This window comes from Methylobacterium sp. 17Sr1-1, assembly GCF_003173775.1.
Taxonomy (GTDB): domain Bacteria; phylum Pseudomonadota; class Alphaproteobacteria; order Rhizobiales; family Beijerinckiaceae; genus Methylobacterium.
On sequence record NZ_CP029552.1, the window covers coordinates 4,647,529 to 4,666,633 of the forward strand.

The window sequence follows — 19,105 nt, forward strand, 5'->3', positions numbered from 1 at the left end:
ATCGGCCGGGCGATGGTTGTCGTCGGCGGGGGCCATCGCTACCTACGTTCAGTATCATTCCGAACAGCGCGGGCCGGCCGCTCGACGGACCGGCCCCAAGCACAGGGACGCCGACAGTGAAGGACGCGGAGATGGAGCTCCTGAAGCTCGCTGCCCTCGACGCCGACGATCTCGCGGTCATCTCGACCCACCTTCAGGATGCTGTCCTGCGGACCGGAGACCTCGCCTACCTGCCCCGCGAGCGCCGCTTCGCCCTGGTGGCGCGCCGCTTCGACTGGGAATGCCCCGACGGCGCCCCGCCGCGACGGCGGTTGACCGGCCTGCACTTCGAGCGGGTGCTCGCCGTCCGCTGCCGCAACATCGCGCGCGACGAGCCCGACAGCCCGCTCGAGCTTCTGGCCATCACCTTCGAGCCCGGCGAGGCGCCGTCCGGCACCGCGACCCTGGTCTTCTCCGGCGGCGGCGCCATCCGGCTCGAACTCGAATGCATCGAGGCGGCGATGAAGGATCTGGGCCCGGTCTGGCAGGCCGAGAGCAAGCCGGCCCATCTCGACATGCCCCTCGACGCGGCCTGAATTTTTTGGCAGTCGGCGGGCGAAGTCCCGCCGACCACGAGACCGGATCCCGCATGCAGCGCCTCGATTCCCGCGACCCCGACTTCGAGGCGCAGTTCACCCGCCTGCTCTCGGTCAAGCGCGAGGTGGCGGAGGATGTCGACATGGCGGTCCGCGACATCATCCGCGACGTGGTCGAGCGCGGCGACGCCGCGCTGATCGATTATACGACGCGCTTCGACCGGCTCGACCTGACCCCCGACACCATCCGGGTCTCCTCCGAGGAGATCGACGCGGCGACGGCGGCGTGCTCGGCGGAGGCCCTCGACGCCCTGAGGCTGGCGAAGGAGCGGATCGAGACCTACCACCGCGCCCAGGTGCCGGCGGATCACCGCGAGACCGATGCGCTGGGCGTCACCCTCGGCTGGCGCTGGACCGCGCTCGAATCGGTCGGCCTCTACGTACCGGGCGGCACCGCGAGCTATCCCTCCTCGGTGCTGATGAACGCGGTGCCGGCCAAGGTCGCGGGCGTACCGCGCCTCGCCATGGTGGTGCCGACGCCGGACGGGATCACCAACCCGCTGGTGCTCGCCGCCGCCAAGCTCGCCGGGGTCGACGAGGTCTTCCGGGTCGGCGGCGCCCAGGCCGTGGCGGCGCTCGCCTATGGCACGGCCACCATCCGGCCGGTCGCCAAGATCGTCGGCCCGGGCAACGCCTACGTGGCGGCGGCCAAGCGCCGGGTCTTCGGCCAGGTCGGCATCGACATGATCGCCGGTCCCTCCGAGGTGCTGATCCTCGCCGATTCCTCCGCCAACCCGGACTGGGTCGCGGCCGACCTGCTCGCGCAGGCCGAGCACGACAAAGCCGCCCAGGCGATCCTGGTCACCGACAGCGACGCGCTCTCCGAATCCGTGGCGGCGGCCGTCGAGGGCCAGCTCCGGACCCTGCCGCGCTCCGAGATCGCCACCGCGAGCTGGCGCGATTACGGCGCCATCGTGCGGGTGGGGCGTCTCGCCGACGCGATCCCGCTGGTCGATCGCCTCGCGCCCGAGCATCTCGAGATCGAATCGACCGAGGCCGAGGAGCTGGCGGCGCGGGTGCGCAATGCCGGGGCGATCTTCCTCGGCGCCCACACCCCGGAGGCGATCGGCGATTACGTCGGCGGCCCCAACCACGTCCTGCCGACCGCCCGCTCGGCCCGGTTCTCCTCCGGCCTCGGCGTGCTCGACTTCATGAAGCGGACCTCGCTTCTCTCCTGCACGCCCGAGGCCCTGCGGGCGCTCGGCCCCGCGGCGGTCGCCCTCGGCCGCTCGGAGGGGCTGGAGGGCCACGCCCGCTCGGTGGCGATCCGCCTGAACCTTTAATCAGTCCGGCTCATCCTACGTCCGGCTTGCGCGCGGGACCGCGCTCGCCTCTGCTGCATGTTCCAACACACCCGCCGACACACCCGAGACGGGGGAGGAGATCCGATGGCGAGCGAGGCTCCCGATCCGCGACAGCGCCTGGCGGCGGTGACGCTCGACGAGGATTCGATCGGGCGCGGCAACCCCGACCAAGAGCACGAGCGCGCCATCGCGATCTACGACATCCTGGAATCGAACAGCTTTCGCGTGGCCAACCACGAGGGCGGCCCCTACGCGCTGGCGCTGGGCCTCGTCGAGAACAAGCTGTCCTTCGCGATCTCCACCGCCGACGGCCAGCCGGTGATGACCCATCTCCTGTCGCTGACGCCGTTCCGCGGCGTGATCCGCGACTACGAGATGATCTGCGACAGCTACTTCAAGGCGATCCGCACCGCCTCCCCGAGCCAGATCGAGGCGATCGACATGGGCCGGCGCGGGGTCCACAACGAGGCGTCCGAGCTGCTGCGCCAGCGCCTGGAGGGCAAGGTGGAGATCGACCACGACACCGCCCGCCGGCTGTTCACCCTGATCTTCGCCCTGCACTGGAAAGGCTGAGCCGGTGTCCGGAAGCTCCCTTCCGGACAGTGCCGCTCCCGCCGGGGCCGATTCGTCGAAGCCGGATCCTGCGAGACCCGAACCACTGAGATCGGGCAAGCGGGTGCAGTCGGTGCTGTTCGTCTGCAACTTCAACGCGGTGCGTTCGGCCTGCGCCGAGGCCCTGGCCCGGCACTATTTCGGCAAGTCGGTCTACGTGCAATCCGCCGGCGTGCGCAGCGGCGAGCCCACCGACCCGTTCATGATCTCGGCCCTCGACGAGGTCGGTATCGACGCCTCGCGCCACCGCCCCCGCACCCTCGAGGAGCTGGAGGAGTGGGAGGGCCTGAACTTCGACCTGATCGTCTCGCTCTCGCCGGAGGCCCACCACGCCGCCCTGGAGCTCACCCGGACGGTGGCGGCCGAGGTCGAGTACTGGCCGACCCCGGACCCGACGGTGTCGCAAGGCTCGCGCGAGCAGCGCCTCGACGCCTATCGCGACGTGCGCGACGGGCTGGGGTTCCGCATCCGGCAGCGGTTGCGGTGAGGGCGGAAACCCCAAGCCGTTCCGATCGTCCGGTCTGTCCCACCATCCAGCTCATCCTGAGGTGCGAACGGAGTGAGCGTCGAAGGAAGCCTCCAGAAGTCTCCGACCGAGCTGGAGCCCTCGTTCGAGGCCGCTCCGCGGCACCTCGGGATGAGGTTGCGGGTGGGATCGATCGAGCGAGACAGCCGAACGGGTTTCTACAACCCGAGCGCCCGCCCGGCCGCCACCACCCCCAGTCCCGCCAGCACCGCCGCCAGCTCGAACCGCGTCAGCGCCATCACGCCGGCGGCGGTGACGAGGCCGAGCAATCCGGGCAGGCCGGCGGAGAGGCCGGTGGGAAGCGCGGTCGCCACCACGATCGAGCCCGGCAGGGCACGCAAGCCGCGCTCGACCCGCGGGGTGAGGCGCACCCGGCTCATCAGCACCACGCCCGACGCCCGGCACAGATAGGTGACGAGGGCGAGCGCCAGGATGGCGATCCAGGGGCCGGCCGGGCTGGCGAGGACGGCGTCGATCATCGCGGCGCCCCGTCATCGACGAGGAGGCCGGTGACGAGCCCCGCCGCGGCGCCCGCCGCGATGAAGGCGTAGCCCGGCACCAGCCGCTGCACCAGCAGCGCCACGAGGCCGGAGGCGAGCCACGGCAGGGCCGGCCGCACGCCGCGCCAGAGCGGCGCCAGCATCGCGGCGAAGAACACCGGCAGGATCATGTCCAGGGCGTAGGCCCGGGGCTGGGTCACCAGGGCACCGGCGAGGTGGCCGGCCGCCGTCGAGGCGACCCAGAGCGGCCACAGGCCGATGCCGGAGCCGAACAGCACCCCGAGATCGCGCCCGCCTTCGGCGCGGTGACGCACGCCGATGAGCCAGCTCGCGTCGACGAGCACGAACAGCGTCATCGCGGTGCGCCAGAGCGGCGTGCCGCGCATCCACGGCTGGATCGTGGCGCCCATCAGGATCATGCGGGCGTTGATGAGGCCGGTCACCGTCATGGCGGCGAGGAGCGCGCTCAGGGTCCAGGGCTGGCCCCAGACCTCGAGCGTCACCATCTGGGCCGAGCCGGCATAGACGAGGGCGCTGGCGCCCACAGCCTCCGCGAGGCTCACGCCGCGCTGGGCCGCCGCGGCCCCGAAGGCGGCGCCGAACACCGCGATGCTGGGCCAGAGCGGCAGGCTGAGCCGGATGCCCGTGAGGATGCCGGCCCGGGTGAACGGCGCGGCGGACGCGTGGGACATGGGGTGCGGGAGAACGTGTCGGCAGCGGGAGCCCCGTCTGTCGCGCACCGGCCCGGCAAGCGTCAATCCGCGGATCCGCCGGCCAGGGTTGCGGGGGCCGCGACCGCGGGCGCCCCCGTCAAGGTTGACGAAACCGCAGCGTGACGCATCACGGCATCGTTTCCACGTGAAACAGACGCACCTTCACCGCGGCAGCGGCAGCAGGATGACGACCTGGCGCTCGTAGCGAGTCTCGGTGACGGTGGTGACGGCGTGCAGGTCGTAGGCGAGCATCCGCTCCAGCATCTCCCCGCGCAGGCTGCCGCCGCTGCTCTCGATCGCCGTCTCCCCGCGCCGCGCGCGCTCGCGCCAGATCAGGGTGAGGTGGGCCGGCGTCGTGGTCCAGGTCGCGGCGATCCGATCGTGGCCGTCGAGCACCGCGCTCAGCACCAGTTCGTGCAGGGCGAGACCGAGCTTCTCGGCCATCTCGGCCGGCAGCCGCACCGGCGGACCGGCGAGCTCGCTCGGCTCCGGCAGGGCATGGGCCGACAGCTCGTCACGGATCAGCACTTCCAGGGCGACGCCGCTCAGCGGCTCGCGCGAGACTTCGGCCTGGATGCGGGCCATGGCGGCCAAGCGGTCGTCGACATAGGCCACGACGTCGTCGGCCGTGACCGCCGTGTCGGCGATGCGGCGCACGATCCCGCGGGTCACCGCGAGGTTGTTGCGGCCCTGGCGCTGCAACTCGTGGATCAAGCGCGCCTGCGCCTCGCGCATCAGGTGCAGGGCGTGGATGTCGGTCGAGGTGCCGAACCAGGCGACCGGCCGGCCGTCGCCGTTGCGCCGGGGCGTGGCGCGGGTGAAGAACCAGAGGTGGGTCTCGCCGTCGATACCGTCCGCCGATCGGCGCCGCAGGCGATGCTCGATTGCGAGGTCGCCCTGCCGAGTCGTCGCCTGCCAAGCCTGGAGCGTGCGCTCGCGGTCCTCAGGATGGACAGCGTCGAGCCAGCCGTAGCCGCGGCTGGAGTCGGGGCTCTGCCCGGTGAAGACGGCCCATTGCGGGCTCGCCCAGATCCAGTCGCCGAGCGGGTTCGCCTGCCAGACGAGGTGCGGGATGCTCTCGACCATTCGGCGGAAATCGGGCTCCTCCCCGTCCTCCGGACCGGACGCCTCCTGTCGCCCGGCAATCTCTTGACGAGGAACCTCTTGCCCAGAAACCACCTCTTGCCCCGAAACCCCTTGCCCGGCAGCCTCACGCCTCATTGGAGTCGAGGTGCCGCCCTTCGCGGCCCAGATGAAGGTAGTTCGGGTTGAACTGCACCGCCCGTTGCAGCGCCTCGAGCCGGTGGATGGTGAGCTCGCGGCCGCGCAGGGAGATCAGCCCGACGCTGCGCAGTTCCTGCAACGTACGGTTGACGTGCACCACCGACAGCCCGATCGTATCGGCGATCTCGGCCTGGGTCAGGGGCAGCTCGCACGTCGTACCCTGGGTGAGCCCGACGGCACGCAATCTGACGTAGAGTTCGCACAGCAGGTGGCCCAGGCGCTCGAAGGCGGTGCGCTGGCCGATATTCACCGTCCATTCGCGCTGGATCGCCGCCGCCACCAGGGCTTCCCAGCACAAGGCCTGCGACAGCCGGGCATGCCCGGCGGTGAGCTGGCGCATGGTCTCGGTGGGGATCTCGGCCAGGGTCACGGCGGTGACGGTGCCGATCGAGTGATCCATCTCGCCCAGGATCGAAACGTTGTGGTCGCACAGGTCGCCCGGCAGAAGATAGGCGATGATCTGGCGGCGGCCGTCCTCGAGGGTCTTGTACCGACAGGCCCATCCATCGAGGATCAGGTTCACGCCCTGCGGGAGATCCCCCTCGTGCACGATGTCGTCGCGCGAGCGAATACGGCGCGTGCGCTGGCGCGACGCCTGATCGAGCGCGTATTTGTCGTCGGAGGACAAGCTCGCGAAGTGCTCGAGCTTGCGAATGAGAAACTCAGCCAAAGCACCCCACCACCGCGCCTGATGCCTGAACTAACACATTTATGTCCACCATTTTCTAACAAAAGTTAATACCGACATTGAGACCGAACTATTTTTTACTAATTGGTACCGCCCTTCCCCAATCGTCGGCGACCTCTACACCCAATGGAGTGGCCGGCGACGTCGCTGCCGGTTCCCGCCCGGACCGGGACGGTATTGCGATCCGGGCCGATGCGCAGAGTGTTGCGGTCTCACAACATCAGGGTCGGAAGTGGAAGCTCGGCCACAGAGCGGGGATTGTGATCCGCGGCCGGATGGGCAGTTTTGGCGGCGAGGGCGGCTCCTGAAGCGCGAGGCTGCGATGATGTCACGGGCGATGCACGATCGACCCGGCGGGCCGGTTCCCGCCATCCTGGCCCCGGTCCGGCAGACCGGCGATGCGGGCTGCACGGCCGCGTCCTTGGCGTCATTTCTGTCCCCCGGCCTGCACGCCGCGTTCGACGGCTGCCTGGCCGAGGCGCTGCCGGCGGATCTCGCCGACCTCCTGGGACGGCTCGACCGTGCCGGAGGCGCACAGAAGCCGGGATCCCCGCGCGACCGCGATGCGGCCGCGCGCGGCCCCCGCACTCCCGATTCCTTCAAGCGTTCGTAGAGTCACCATGAGCGAAATCGCCGCCGAAACCACCCGCGTCGTCGCCTTCCCGCAGGCCGTGGCCGCGGCCCCCGTCGACGAGAACACCGCCTCGATGATCGAGGTGCTGCAGGAGCAGCTGCGCCTCGCCCGCGAGGGCAAGCTGCGCTCCGTCGCGGTGGTGTCGGTCTCCTCCGACGGCGGGGCGGTCGGCACGCAATGGTCCTGCACCCATGGCGACATCACCAGCCTGATCGGCAAGCTGACGGTGCTGACCCACGACATGATGGCCGCCCGCAAGTGAGCGGCCCTGGAAGGTAGGCAGCTCGTGACGGTGACCGTCTCCCGCCGGTAGCCTCATCCGGGACGGGCTCCGCCCGTCCCGCGGGCCATCCGCGATCCGGCGGGTCGCCGCGTCAGCCGCGGCTGAGCCGGTGGGCGTTGGCCCGGACCTTGCGGCGATAGTCCCGCACCACCCGCTCGGCCGTGCCGCCGGTGGCGAGCGTCATCGCGGCCTCCGCCGCGGCCTCCAGCTTCTCCGTCACCATGCGCTGCGCCTCGGCCTGGGCCGCCGCGCCGCCTTGCGAGAGCTTGGCCAGCCGCAGGGCGACGACCGTCTGGGCTTCGAGCCCGAGGCGGACGGTGTCGAAGCCGAGGCGCAGCCAGGAATCGTACATCGCGAGACGTCTCCGAGAACGGGTCGTGGGTGGGAGGATCGGTCGCCCGGCGGACGAACGCCGCAACGGCCACGGTGTTTCCGTTGAGGAAGCGGGAAACCTCAGGGAATCGCACCCTGCGGCAGCACGAGGCCGCCGGGTGTCCGCCCGGGGGCGCCGTCGGGGGCCGCGGCCTTCTCGCGCTTCGGCTTCGCCGCCCGCGCCGGGGGCGCCTTGGGAGCCGCCTTCGTCTCGGCGGCCGGATCGGCCCCCTCGGCTTGGGGACCATCCGGCTTCGGGGCGTCCGCCTTCTCGGGTCTCGCCTTCGGACCGCCCTTGCGGGCGGTGGGGACGGGCTTCGGCGCCTTCGGCTCCGCCACCTTCGGGGCGTCGCCGCAGGCCTGGAAAGCGAGCTCGGCCAGGACCTGGCCGCCGTCGTCGGCGAGGATGCGCAGGGTCGGCGGCAGGGTGTCCGGGCTGCCGGTCCACTGGATCGTCGCGCCGTTCTGCGCCTCCAGGGCGGCCGGCGAGGGCCCGCGGCGCAGGCCCGACAGGTCGGGGCCGTAGGCGGTCGCGAGCCTGTTGCGGATCACCACCTGCAGCACCTGCACGGTCTCGGGCGAGAGCGGCCGCAGCGGGTTGCTCCAGGTCATGGTGCCCTGCCGGGTGACGAACAGTCGAAACCCCTTGGGGCCCGCGAACTCGGCCACCTGCGGCGCCGGGCAGGCCGGCGCGGCGTCACCGGGCGCGGCACGGGCGGGAAGGCTCAGAGGGACGACCGAGAAGGCGGCCAGAAGGACGACCTGCACCGCGGCACGCGTCACCGGGACTCTCCGTCGCGCTTGGAAGGATCGAACTTATAGCGATCGACCTCGCGGTCGCCGGGCTCGGGCAGGCCGGGCTCCGCCGGGTCGTGGTCGATGGTCATGCCGCCGCGCGGGCGAGACCTCGGCGCGTCGGGCGCCTCCAACCGCTCAGGGTCGACGCGCGACGGCGCCGGCTGGCGCGCCGCCTCCTCGAGCAGGCCGGCGAGGTCCTCGTCGAAGTCCCGAAACAGCTCGTCGCCCCGGTCCTCGAGCTCCTGCTCGTGCGGGAGCCGCAGGGGCGGACGGCGGCCGCGGCCATGCGCGAACACGAGCACCAAGCCGACGAACACCAGGGCTGCCGCAGCAGCCAGAATCACGATCATTTCCATCGTGATGCCAGCCTTAGAGCATTTCCCGCGACCTGTCCGGTCGCACAGCGACGATCGCGCATGCAAGGACGGCGTCGTCCACCCGCGGCTCGGACAAGCCCTCCCTCGTCAGGCCGGCAGGTAGCCCGCCTCGCGCAGGCCCGCCTCGACGGCGACGAGCAGGGCGCCCTCCTCCGGCGACGGCTCGGGCTCGTCCTCGGCCTCGCGGATCGCCCGCACCTGGGCGCGCGCGCCGAGCCGCCCGACGGGCAGGGAGGTTCCGACGGAGGGGGTGGCCGCATCCAGGGCAGCTCCGATCGACATCATGGCGCGTTGCTCCGCGAACCGGCATCCTCGGGCCGGCCAGTATGAGGCGTTGAGAAAATCTTAACCATTGCGCGGGCGTCACCGGGGACGATTCCGGCCCGGGCTGTGTCTTCGCGGCCGCAAGGGCCGCGCGGCTCCCCATCCGCGCCCGACCGCGCGGGATCCGGGGCGCCCGCGCGGGAGAAGCGGCCTATATGCCCCGCGGAACGCTCCTTGCGTCACGCCACCCAGGCGCGAGCCCGCGCGCCGCTCGATCCGGACGGTTGTCCGGCCACAGGACGAAGCGACCCGATGGACAGGCACCAAGGTACCGACCCCGATTCCGACCGCCACGGTTCCGAGTCCCGCTCCGCCGCGACCCTCGAGGCGGACCTGCTCGGCTTGGTCGAGGAGGCCCGCCGCCAGGCCAGCCAGGACCCGTTCCGCAATCCCGTCCTGACCGTCGCGCTGGCGATCAGCCGGCTGTTCGACCGGGGCGAGATCGGCGAGGACGACCTCGCGGGCCTGTTCGTGGGCCTGCGCGCCCAGGCGCTGGAGGCCCGGGCGGCGCGGCTGCGGGCCTATCTCGGCCTCGGGTCCGAGCCGGATTCCGCTGCCGCGACCGAGGCCGTGGCGGCGGCGGCCCTCGGCGATCCGGAGATGGAGTTCGAGGCCGCCCGCACCCGGGTCGAGCGCACGCGCTTTGCCGCCGTCTTCACCGCCCACCCGACCTTCGGCATGCCCAAGGCGGTGGCGAGGCTCCTGGCCGAGGCGGCCTCCGAGCCCGACCCGGCGGCACGTCAGGCGCCGGTCGCCGCCGCCGCCGCGCTCTCGGCCCGGGCCGACCCGGTGATCACCCTCAACGACGAGTTCGACCAGGCCCGGCACGCGGTCCAGCACGGCCGCGCCGCCCTCGACGGCCTGAACGAGGCCCTGCTGCGCGCCGCCCGCGAGCGCTGGCCGGACCAGTGGAGCGAACTCGTCCCCAAGCCCGTCGTCATCGCCTCCTGGGTCGGCTGCGACACCGACGGGCGCACCGATATCGGCTGGTGGGACACCCTCCGCTACCGGCTCGAATCGAAGCGCACCCAGCTCGACCGGGTGCTGGCGCAGCTCCCCGACGATCCGGCCGCGGAGCCCGCGCGGCGGCTCGCCGAGGAGGCGCGGGCGGCGGTGCTGCGCCAGCTCGCGGTGGCCCCGAAGCTCGGCGAGCAGCCGGCGCTCGAGGCGGTGCACCGCTTCGCCCTGGCGCTGATCATCGAGCGCGACCGGGCTCAGACCGCGGCCGGCCCCCTCCTCGCCCTGCTCGACCGGGCGGTGACGCAGGCCGCCGACGACGAGGCGCGCCTGAAGCTCTGCGTGCTGCGGGCGGGCGTCGCCGCGCACGGGCTCCAGAACGGCCTGCCGCATTTCCGGCTCAACGCCAGCCAGGTCCACAACGCCGTGCGCCGGGCGCTCGACCAGGAGGGCGACCCGACCGACCCGGCCCAGCGCCGCTCGCACCTCGCCTCGATCAACGCGCTCCTCGACGCGGTCGCGGCGGTGCCGGTGGATTTCGGGGCGCTGGCCGCCGAGCGGGCCTCGGCCGCCCGGCTGATGATGACGATCGCCCAGATCCTCAAGCACGTCGACGGCACCCACCCGGTCCGCTTCCTGATCGCCGAGACCGAGACCGGCTACACGCTGCTGGCCGCGCTCTGGCTCGCCCAGCATTTCGGCATCGGCGACAAGGTCGAGATCACGCCCCTGTTCGAGACCGCCTCGGCCCTGGAACAGGGCGTGCACGTGATCGAGGACGCCCTGCGCTCGCCCCACTGGCGCGCCTATCTCAAGCGCATCGGGCGCCTGGTGGTGCAGTTCGGCTACTCGGATTCGGGGCGCTACGTCGGCCAGCTCGCCGCCACCTTCTGGATCGAGCGCCTGCGCTTCCGCATCACCGAGCTGATGGCGGCCCACGACCTCACCGACATCGAGCTCGTGATCTTCGACACCCACGGCGAGTCGATCGGGCGGGGCGCCCATCCGACGAGCCTCGCCGACCGCCTGGCCTATCTCGCCCCCGATCACGCGCGCCGGCGCAACCGCGAGGCCGGGATCCGCACCAGCCTCGAATCGAGCTTCCAGGGCAGCGACGGCTACCTCTTGTTCGGCACGAAGGCCCTGGCCGAGGCCACGGTCGCGCGCATCGGCGAGCACGTCTACAGCCGGCTCCAGCCGGCCCCGGACCCGATCTATGCCGAGGCCGACTTCGCCACCGAATTCTTCACCGGCGTGCGCCAGGACATGGAGCGGCTCGTCGACGATCCGGGCTACGCGGCGTTGCTCGGCACCTTCGGGCCGAACCTGATCGACCGCACCGGCTCGCGCCCGGTCGCGCGGCAATCCGACGGCGGCGGGCCCGTCGCCATCACCCATCCGCGCCAGATGCGGGCGATCCCCAACAACGCGATCCTGCAGCAGCTCGGCTTCCTGGCGAATTCCCTGCACGGCGTCGGGCGGGCCGCCGGCCGGGCGCCGGACGTGTTCGTCGAGATGCGCGAGCGCTCCGAGCGCTTCGCCCGCGCCTTCCGGCTGGTGCAGGAAGCCACCGCCGTCGGCGACCTCGACGTACTGCGGGCCTATATCGACACCCTCGACCCGTCCGTCTGGCTCGAGCGGGCGCGCCGCGCCACCCGGGACGGGCGGCGCGAGGAGATCGTCGCGGTCGCCGCGGCCCTCGACCGGCTCAACCTCGCGCCGCACCTGCGCCGCCTGTTCGGGCGGCTGACGCAGGACCACCTGATGCTGCACACGGTGGCGCCCGACCTGCCCGGGATGACGCCGCGGCTGGCGCTCCTGCACGCGTTGCGCCTCGCGCTGATCCACCGGATCTGGTTCCTGGCGGTGCACATCCCGGGCTTCCGGCCGCAGAACGGCATCACCCGCGAGGCCCTGATCGAGCGCATCCTGCGCCTCGACGTCGAGAGCTGCCTGAAGCTCCTCGACGACATCTTCCCGGTGACCCCGGACCCGACGCTCGGCCTCAATTTCGGCGAGCCGGCGGGTCCGCGCGGGGTCGGCACCTACGAGGCCGAGCACCGCACCCTGTTCGCCCCGATCCGCCGCCTGTTCGGCCTCGTGCGCGAGATCAGCGGCATGATCCAGCACGAGGTCGGGGCATTCGGGTGACGGGGCGAAGGTCCCGGCCGTCGAGGAACTTCCGACGGAAAGACGTGGCGCGGGCTTCCCCTCTCCCCGCGCGCGGCCGGACTGTCCGGGACAAGAAACGACGCGGGTCCCCCTCTCCCGTTTGGGAGAGGGGACAGGGGTGAGGGTGGCTCGGCTTCAGGAAAATCGCTGAGCCTCGAGCTGCACAGCTCGACGGTTCAGGGTCATGGCGGAAACCGAGCCACCCTGCGCGATCTTCGATCGCCCCTACCCCTCTCCCAAACGGGAGAGGGGATCCCACGCCTCTTCTTGTGCTGAACAGCCCGCCGCCCTCTCACAGAAATCCCATGGGTCGGGCCGGTATCGCCTGCGACAGCCGGCCTCCTGCGAAGACCGGGGTCCGGCAGCCCGACGTCAGGGCTTCGCCCAGATCCCGAGCTTGCCCGTCCGCGCGTGGCGCTCGGCCTCGACGAGGTCCGGCGTCGCCTCGGGCGTCGCGCGGCCGCCGCCGTTGTAGAGCACCACCTCGGAGAGGTCGTGCCCGTCGACGGTGCAGATCCAGGCGGTCTTCGCCGGGCTCGGCTGGCAGTTCACCGGACGGCCGCCCAGATAGCCCGTGAGGTCGCTCGCCTGCGCGCCCCTGGCCGCCTCGACGCCGTAGAGGCGCAGGGTCCGGCCGCCCAGCCGCAGGGTCGCGGTGTCGAGCACCTCGGCGACGCCGGCGACCGGGCCGGCGGCCTCCGGCACCAGGGCTCCGGTCTCGACCGGCTCGCGCTTCGCCTCCGGGCCCTTCGACTCCGGGATCCTCGAATCCGGCACGGGCTTCGCCTCGGCGGTTTTCCTCTCGGTCGGCTTCGTCTCCGTCGGTCTGGACTCGACCGGTTTTGTTTCGGCCGATCGGCTGCGACCAGCGCCCTGTCCGGTCCCCTGTGCAGTTCCCTGCGCGATCGCAGCCTCGCGCGCCGGCTCCCCGCCGCCGCGGAGCAGGGCGTAGCCGATGCCCAGCACCGCGAGCCCTCCGAGAACCGCGTAGAGCGGGCGGCGGGACGCGCCGCGGCCGGGCAGCGGCTGCGGCCGGGCGAGCCCGGGTTTCAGCCCCTCGCCGGGCGGGACCGGCGGCACCGGAACCGGCGCGGCGGCCGGGGCCTCCGGCTCCCGCGCCGGCGGGCGCAGGCGTGCGGAAAGCCCGCTCAGCGCATCCTGCAAGCGCGAGGCGCGGGTGGGACGGGCGGGCGGTTCGGAAGCAGCGGCGGCGGGCTTCACCACGATCCAGTCCCGCGGCGCGTCGCCTGCCGGCGGGCTCGGGGCGGCGGGCGGCTGGAACATCGTCGGATGTTGGCGGCGCAACTCGTCGACGAGGTCGCCGAGCGTCAGCGGAACGGCCTCGCCGGCGACGCTGCGGGTGCGCGGGCTCCCGTCCCGGTCGACGACCTGATAACCCGGCGGCGCGTCGGAGCGGCGGATCGCGGATTCCACCAGGAGTTCGAGGGTGCGACGGGCCACCGCGACGGGGCGTTGCCGGTCGATCTCGGCCCGGATCAGCGCCTGCAACTGCTCACGCGAGGTCATGTCCGCATCGTGTCCCATCGCCCCCGGCCGCGGGGTCTGCCCGAGCCGCCCGCCCCGTGGCGGGCGCTCGCCCTCTTCATCTAGGTCCCGACGGGCGCCCTGTCATACGATCTCCGACTGGATCGCTCCGGGCGATCCTGTCGGATCGCTTTCGCGATGCAAAGATCGGACTCGCTCGGGCGCCGCGCGAGGTTGTGACACGATCTCCGGAAGGAATCGTCCGGAGATCGTGTCACGGGGCGCCATCGTTCAGCGACTCGCCACCGCGTCGCGGCGCACCACCCGGCTGGTCTCGGCGATGATGACCGGGCGCGCCCCGGCCAGGCTCACCGCCAGTTCCAGGTCGACGGTGCCCTGCGAGCGCACGCCGCGATCGGGGCTGAAGGCCGAGAAATCGACCGTGGCGCGGACCTGGCACACGGCGAGCCCGGCATTGCAGGCTGTGCGCAGGGAATCCGACCGCGGGTGGTAGCGCCGCTCGGGCCAGCGCTGCACGAAGCGGCGCTTCTCGGACATCAGGCTCGCGACGCTCATCGACCGGCCGTGGAAGACGACCTGGCTGCCGTAGAAGCCCGGCGCCGCCGCGAGGGCCGCGCCGTTGGGCCCCGAGATCGACGCCAGGTAGTCGCGGGCGAGGCGCTGCGAGGCCACCGCCCAGTCGCGCATCTGCCCGTCCGAGACGGCGACCGGAGCGGGAGCGGGAATCTGGACCGGGAGCGGGCGCTCGGTCCGGGCGAGACGTGCGGCGCGGCGGGCCGCCGTCGCGGCGTGGATCCCGCTGCGAGCCGGCCTCTGCGTCTCCTCGGCGACCCGGCGCGGGGCGCGATGCGCGGAAGGCTGCGCCTTCGGCGCCTCGGCCCGGGGACCCGGAGCGAATTTGGGCGCGGGCGAAGCGGGGGCGGGGGCCGGCGCAGGGCTCGTTGCGGCCGGAGCCTGGGCTGCCCGGTTGGGCGGATCGACCCAGCCCTGCGCCAGGGCGGCCGGGGACAGGAGGGCGGTCAGGCCGAGGCCGGCGAGGACGGCCGACGGACGGGAGGGCTTGAGCCGGAACGGACGGAGCATGGGGCGGCACCCGGGGGAGGAGCACGATCGGACGAGGACGGCAGGGAAGTGAACGTTCGTCGCCGCGGTTACGGTTCCATTGCGGGTCCGGCGCCCTCCCCGCTACCCACGTTCCCCACACCCCTTGCCCGGTCCGCGATGCCGCCGATGGGGCGATTCTCTCCTTGGGGAACCCTTGCCGGGCGGGGAGCCCTTGCCAAGCGCGGCCGCGACCCCACCTCAAGGGCTCCCCGGGTCCGGGCCCCTCTGGCGGTTCGAGGCGTCGACCGCGATGTCGGACCCCTTCTCTGCCTTTGTGCTGACGCGGCACGATCGCACTGGAGGGCCCGCAGCCTTGCGCGTCATTCCGATCCACTTCCTGCCGAACCCGGTCCCGACGATCCACGCCGGAGGCGCCGATGTCCGGCGCTGACGCCGCACGGCGGGCCCTGCTCGTCGTCAACAAGAAGGCCCGCAACGGCGGGCTCGACCTCGATGCCGTGAAGGGCGTGCTGCGCCGCGGCGGCATCGAGCCGGTGGAGCCGCCGCCGGGCGAGACCGACTGCAAGGCGCTGATCCACGCCCATGCGAGCACCTGCGACATGGTGATCCTGGGCGGCGGCGACGGCACCCTCAACGCCGCCGCCCAGGCGCTCGCGGAAGCGCATCTGCCCCTCGGCATCCTGCCGCTCGGCACCGCCAACGACCTCGCCCGCAGCCTTGGCCTGCCGGCCGACCCGATCGAGGCGGCGGAGGTGATCGCGACCGTGCCGGCCCGGCCGATCGATCTCGGCTGCGTCAACGGCCACTACTTCTTCAACGTCGCCAGCATCGGCTTCTCGGCCGATCTCGCCGGCGAGCTGACGGCGGACTTGAAGCGCCGCCTCGGCACGATCGGCTACGGCGTCGCGGCGTTCCGGCTGCTGCGCCGGGCGCGGCCGTTCACGGTCTATATCGAGCATGACGGCACGGTGGAGACCGTGCGCACGATCCAGGTCTCGGTCGGCAACGGCCGCCACTACGGCGGCGGCATGACGGTGGAGGAGAACGCCACCGTCGACGACGGCCTGCTCAACTTCTACAGCCTGGAGGTCGCCCATTGGTGGCGGCTGCTCGCCCTGCTGCCGGCCCTGCGCCGGGGCACGCAAGGCAAGGCCGCCGACGTGCGCGCCTTCCAGACCACCGAGGTGATCCTGCGCACCCGCAAGCCGCGCCCGGTCAACACCGACGGCGAGCTGACGACCTACACGCCGGCCCATGTGCGGGTGCTGCGACACGCCGTCCAGGTCCACGCCCCCCCGTTCCAGGCTCCGGCCTCGACGGGCCGCCCCTCGATCTTCCCCTGAGCAGACTAGCGTCGGCAGGCCCACACTAGTCTGCTCAGGTCATTGTTTTGTTGCAGATTTTTATCGCAAAACCGGCCAGCACTTTTGCGAAATCTGCTTAAGAGGATCGTCTCGCCATGGACTCTCTTGTCCAACTCGCCGCCGACCCGACGGCCTGGGCCGCCCTCGCGACTCTCGTCGTCATGGAGGTCGTGCTCGGCATCGACAACCTGATCTTCATCTCGATCATCACCAACAAGCTGCCGGTCGAGCAGCAGTCGCGAGCCCGGCGCATCGGCATCGGGCTCGCCCTGATCCTGCGCCTCGCGCTGCTCGGCACGGTCGCCTACATCGTCCACCTGACCCAGCCGGTCTTCGAGATCTTCGGCAAGGGCCTGTCCTGGCGCGACATGATCCTGATCGCCGGCGGCCTGTTCCTGCTCTGGAAGGCCACCAAGGAGATCCACCACAGCCTCGATCCCGACCCGCAGGAGAAGGCCGGCGGCGGGGCGTCGCTCGGCTTCGCCGCGGCGATCGGCCAGATCCTGATCCTCGACCTGGTGTTCTCGATCGACAGCATCATCACGGCGGTCGGCATGACCGAGCACGTGCCGATCATGGTGATCGCGGTGCTCGCGGCCGTGACGGTGATGCTGCTCGCCGCCGATCCGCTGTCGCGCTTCATCGCCGCCAACCCGACGGTGGTGATGCTGGCTTTGGGCTTCCTGATCATGATCGGCATGACGCTGATCGCCGAAGGGTTCGGGGCCCACGTGCCGAAGGGCTACGTCTACACCGCCATGGCCTTCTCGGCCGGCGTCGAGGTGCTCAACATCCTCGGCCGGCGGGCGCGGCAGGCCAAGCGCAAGGCGGCGTGACGGCCGTCGTTCGGATGATCTGAGGGCAGCGCCCGGTCGCGATGCGGGCGGGCGCTGCTTTCGTTTGCGGGCCCGGGTCGTCAGACACGTCCGATGCTCAAGCCCACGGTACACGACACTGGCATATCGCGAAGATCAACCGTGGCTCGCTTCGAGAGTGGCCGGGAGCCGTTGAGGAGATGGTCCGTTTCCACCGCCTCCCCTTTCCCGGACGACTGGAACGAAGTGGAGGGAGATCCGGGATCCAGCACAGGAAGTGCCGCGAAGCGGCTCCGAATGCTGCACCGTTGCAGGCACAAGGACGCTTCGCGAAGTCTAATTGCTGGATCCCGGATCTCCTTTCGCTGGCGCTTCAGGCGTCGGGGAAAGGGCGGTGGCTGGCGAGACACGATCCGTCTCTTCGAACCGACTCGGCCTTCGACCGAACGCCACCCCACCCCGGATTGATCCGGAAGCACATCCCGGCGCATCGTCCGCCACGACGCCGGTGCGCCGGCCCCGCAGCTCGGCGACCCGCCTCGAGCTAAGGCGTGGATACCGCCGCCGCCTCGCGGGCGCAGGCCGCCGGCTCAGGCGCCGGCCCGACGGGTGCGGTGGCGAGCTCGTCCCGGGCGCGGTCGAGGTCGGCCCGGAAGGCGGGATCGCCGACGAGGGCGGCGAACAGGGCGCTGCCGGTCATCCGTCCCGCCTCGACGTCGCTCGCCCAGTGCACCCCGCAGACGGTCCGGCTCTCGCCGTAGATCCGGGCGCGGGCGAGGAGCGGCGCGGCGCGCTCCGGCATCAGGGCGGCGAGGACGAGGCCGAAGGTCCAGCCCTCGGTGGCGTGGCCGGAGGGATAGGCGAAGCTCCGGTCCAGGGCCTCGCTGCGGTCGACGCAGAGGGGAGCGTCGTTGCCGAGATGCGGCCGGGGACGGGCGAAGCGCGCCTTGGCGTCGCGCACCTGCGCCACCACGTCGCGGCGGGCGCGGGCGAGGAGTGCGGCGAGGGCCGGCAGGCCGGCGGGATCGAGCCGCCGGCCGGCGGCGCAGGAGAAATCGTCGAGGAGGGCGCCGACGCCGGAGGGGACGTCGGACGTGGCGAGATACCAGCGCGGCGAGCCGGCGAGCGCCCGGGTCGCCGCGTAGGTCGCGGCGTCGGAGGCGTGCCCGGCGCTGCCGGGTTTGGGCGGCGGAGGCAGGATCGCCCCCGCGTCGAGGGCGCCGTCCTTCAGGTAGGGCCGGGGCGCCGGCTCGGCCGCCGCCGTGCCCGCGGCGAGCGCCAGGGCAAGGACGAGCGGCGCCCGCAACCGCCTCACGCCTCTGCCGCGAGGATCGCGGCCGCGACCGCCTCGGGGCATTCCTCGTGGGCGGAGAGCGCCCCCGGGACCGCCACCCGGCGCACCCGGCCGCTCTCGGCCAGCGCCGTCATCTCGGCGCCGGAGCGGCGCGGCGCGCCCTTGGGCTGCAGCATCGTCACCGGCGGCAGGCCCGGGCCGAACAGGGCGAAGAAGTCCTCGCGGGTCCGGACCGGGTCGAGGCCGCCGGTGACGAAGGCGGCGGTGCCGAAGCGGGCGCGCGGCTGGTGCGTCACCCGCCGCTTCTCGGCGAGCAGGGCCGGGGTGACCCGGGCCGGATCGGCGTAGACGTGGGCCTGCATCATCCGCGACACGACCGGGGTGCTGACGTTCAGCCGGTAGAGCAGGTTGCCGAGGAGCGGCGCCTCGACCGCGCGTCTCAGCCTGGCGAAGAGCGGCCGGCGCTCCTCGCCCATCGCGGTCGGCAGCGGCCCGCGCCAGGTCGGCGCCACCAGGACGAGGCGCGCGAAGGCCTTCGGGTGCCGCGCCGCCGCGGCGACGAGGTAGCCGGCAGCGTGGCCCGCCGCGACCCCGAGGGCGTAGGGCCCGGGTGCCTCGGCCAGCAGGGCGTCGAGGAAGGCGTGCAGCGTGCCGGGGGCGAGGTCCACCCGGGCCCGGGGCTGCGCGCCGAAGCCGGGCCAGTCCGGCACCAGGCAGCGGTGGCGGGCGGCGAGCCGCGTCGCCAGGGGCCGCATCTCCTCGCGGGTGGAGATCGAGGACAGGGCCGGCAGCAGCAACGCCGGCGGCCCGTCGCCGATCCGGTCGGCCGGCAGGCTGAACGAGCGTCCGGCCAGGGTGAGGGAGAGGGTCTGCGTCTCGATG

At 72.3% G+C, this 19,105-nt stretch carries 21 protein-coding genes; 9 read left to right on the plus strand and 12 right to left on the minus strand.

Annotated elements, in window-relative coordinates; all coding sequences use genetic code 11:
• Positions 1 to 131: 131 nt before the first annotated feature.
• The 4 genes from DK412_RS21030 to DK412_RS21045 all read left to right on the plus strand — a co-directional run bounded on the left by DK412_RS21030 (position 132) and on the right by DK412_RS21045 (position 3,038).
• Positions 132 to 575: a DUF2948 family protein gene (locus DK412_RS21030; protein WP_204165413.1), complete on the plus strand. Its 444-nt coding sequence runs from the start codon at positions 132 to 134 to the stop codon at positions 573 to 575.
• 53 nt (positions 576 to 628) lie between these two features.
• A complete protein-coding gene (gene hisD, locus DK412_RS21035; RefSeq protein WP_109973548.1) occupies positions 629 to 1,918 on the plus strand; it encodes a histidinol dehydrogenase in 1,290 nt (429 codons plus the stop codon).
• Positions 1,919 to 2,023: 105 nt separating this feature from the next.
• A complete protein-coding gene (locus DK412_RS21040; protein WP_048446985.1) occupies positions 2,024 to 2,512 on the plus strand; it encodes a UPF0262 family protein in 489 nt (162 codons plus the stop codon).
• A 103-nt stretch (positions 2,513 to 2,615) separates the two neighbouring features.
• Complete coding sequence (locus DK412_RS21045; protein ID WP_204165414.1) at positions 2,616 to 3,038, plus strand: low molecular weight phosphatase family protein; 423 nt, start codon at positions 2,616 to 2,618, stop codon at positions 3,036 to 3,038.
• A 197-nt stretch (positions 3,039 to 3,235) separates the two neighbouring features.
• Here the strand turns inward: DK412_RS21045 and DK412_RS21050 are convergent, their stop codons facing one another.
• From DK412_RS21050 to DK412_RS21065, 4 genes are all read right to left on the minus strand, one after another.
• On the minus strand, positions 3,236 to 3,556 hold the full coding sequence (locus tag DK412_RS21050) for an AzlD domain-containing protein (protein WP_109973549.1): 321 nt from the start codon (positions 3,554 to 3,556) through the stop codon (positions 3,236 to 3,238).
• A complete protein-coding gene (locus DK412_RS21055) occupies positions 3,553 to 4,269 on the minus strand; it encodes an AzlC family ABC transporter permease (RefSeq protein WP_109973550.1) in 717 nt (238 codons plus the stop codon). The genes DK412_RS21050 and DK412_RS21055 overlap by 4 nt, the downstream gene beginning before the upstream one ends.
• Positions 4,270 to 4,452: 183 nt before the next feature.
• Positions 4,453 to 5,376 (minus strand): PAS domain-containing protein, encoded by a 924-nt coding sequence (locus DK412_RS21060; protein WP_162596265.1) that lies wholly within the window; start codon positions 5,374 to 5,376, stop codon positions 4,453 to 4,455.
• A gap of 124 nt (positions 5,377 to 5,500) precedes the next feature.
• Positions 5,501 to 6,244 (minus strand): Crp/Fnr family transcriptional regulator, encoded by a 744-nt coding sequence (locus DK412_RS21065; RefSeq protein ID WP_109973552.1) that lies wholly within the window; start codon positions 6,242 to 6,244, stop codon positions 5,501 to 5,503.
• A gap of 355 nt (positions 6,245 to 6,599) precedes the next feature.
• Between DK412_RS21065 and DK412_RS21070 the strand changes: the two genes are divergently transcribed.
• Positions 6,600 to 6,875 (plus strand): hypothetical protein, encoded by a 276-nt coding sequence (locus tag DK412_RS21070; protein ID WP_109973553.1) that lies wholly within the window; start codon positions 6,600 to 6,602, stop codon positions 6,873 to 6,875.
• Between the two features lie 7 nt (positions 6,876 to 6,882).
• Positions 6,883 to 7,158 (plus strand): hypothetical protein, encoded by a 276-nt coding sequence (locus DK412_RS21075; RefSeq protein ID WP_093568718.1) that lies wholly within the window; start codon positions 6,883 to 6,885, stop codon positions 7,156 to 7,158.
• Between the two features lie 112 nt (positions 7,159 to 7,270).
• Here the strand turns inward: DK412_RS21075 and DK412_RS21080 are convergent, their stop codons facing one another.
• From DK412_RS21080 to DK412_RS21095, 4 genes are all read right to left on the minus strand, one after another.
• Positions 7,271 to 7,531, minus strand: coding sequence for a hypothetical protein (locus DK412_RS21080; protein ID WP_109973554.1), 261 nt, complete (start codon positions 7,529 to 7,531; stop codon positions 7,271 to 7,273).
• Positions 7,532 to 7,632: 101 nt separating this feature from the next.
• Positions 7,633 to 8,334 (minus strand): hypothetical protein, encoded by a 702-nt coding sequence (locus DK412_RS21085; RefSeq protein ID WP_109973555.1) that lies wholly within the window; start codon positions 8,332 to 8,334, stop codon positions 7,633 to 7,635.
• Entirely contained in the window at positions 8,331 to 8,705 is a 375-nt protein-coding gene (locus DK412_RS21090; protein ID WP_162596266.1) for a hypothetical protein, read from the minus strand. The genes DK412_RS21085 and DK412_RS21090 overlap by 4 nt, the downstream gene beginning before the upstream one ends.
• Positions 8,706 to 8,813: 108 nt before the next feature.
• On the minus strand, positions 8,814 to 9,011 hold the full coding sequence (locus tag DK412_RS21095) for a hypothetical protein (RefSeq protein ID WP_109973557.1): 198 nt from the start codon (positions 9,009 to 9,011) through the stop codon (positions 8,814 to 8,816).
• Between the two features lie 291 nt (positions 9,012 to 9,302).
• Between DK412_RS21095 and DK412_RS21100 the strand changes: the two genes are divergently transcribed.
• Entirely contained in the window at positions 9,303 to 12,158 is a 2,856-nt protein-coding gene (locus tag DK412_RS21100; RefSeq protein WP_109973558.1) for a phosphoenolpyruvate carboxylase, read from the plus strand.
• A 393-nt stretch (positions 12,159 to 12,551) separates the two neighbouring features.
• On the opposite strand, the gene DK412_RS21105 is transcribed toward DK412_RS21100, so the two are convergent.
• Together DK412_RS21105 and DK412_RS21110 are read right to left on the minus strand one after the other, a co-directional pair.
• A complete protein-coding gene (locus tag DK412_RS21105; RefSeq protein ID WP_109973559.1) occupies positions 12,552 to 13,706 on the minus strand; it encodes a hypothetical protein in 1,155 nt (384 codons plus the stop codon).
• A gap of 249 nt (positions 13,707 to 13,955) precedes the next feature.
• Positions 13,956 to 14,768, minus strand: a complete 813-nt coding sequence (locus DK412_RS21110) for a hypothetical protein (RefSeq protein WP_109973560.1) — start codon at positions 14,766 to 14,768, stop codon at positions 13,956 to 13,958.
• 398 nt (positions 14,769 to 15,166) lie between these two features.
• On the opposite strand from DK412_RS21110, the gene DK412_RS21115 reads away from it, so the two are divergent.
• The gene (locus tag DK412_RS21115) at positions 15,167 to 16,093 is read left to right on the plus strand and encodes a lipid kinase (protein WP_109973561.1); all 927 of its coding nucleotides are present in this window, start codon (positions 15,167 to 15,169) and stop codon (positions 16,091 to 16,093) included.
• 116 nt (positions 16,094 to 16,209) lie between these two features.
• On the plus strand, positions 16,210 to 16,950 hold the full coding sequence (locus DK412_RS21120; RefSeq protein WP_109973562.1) for a TerC family protein: 741 nt from the start codon (positions 16,210 to 16,212) through the stop codon (positions 16,948 to 16,950).
• A 523-nt stretch (positions 16,951 to 17,473) separates the two neighbouring features.
• Here DK412_RS21120 and DK412_RS21125 read toward each other — a convergent pair.
• Positions 17,474 to 18,244 (minus strand): phosphatase PAP2 family protein, encoded by a 771-nt coding sequence (locus DK412_RS21125; protein ID WP_245447151.1) that lies wholly within the window; start codon positions 18,242 to 18,244, stop codon positions 17,474 to 17,476.
• A complete protein-coding gene (locus tag DK412_RS21130; protein WP_109975406.1) occupies positions 18,241 to 19,104 on the minus strand; it encodes an alpha/beta hydrolase in 864 nt (287 codons plus the stop codon). Before DK412_RS21130 ends, DK412_RS21125 begins: the two co-directional genes overlap by 4 nt.
• Between the last annotated feature and the right edge of the window lies 1 nt (position 19,105).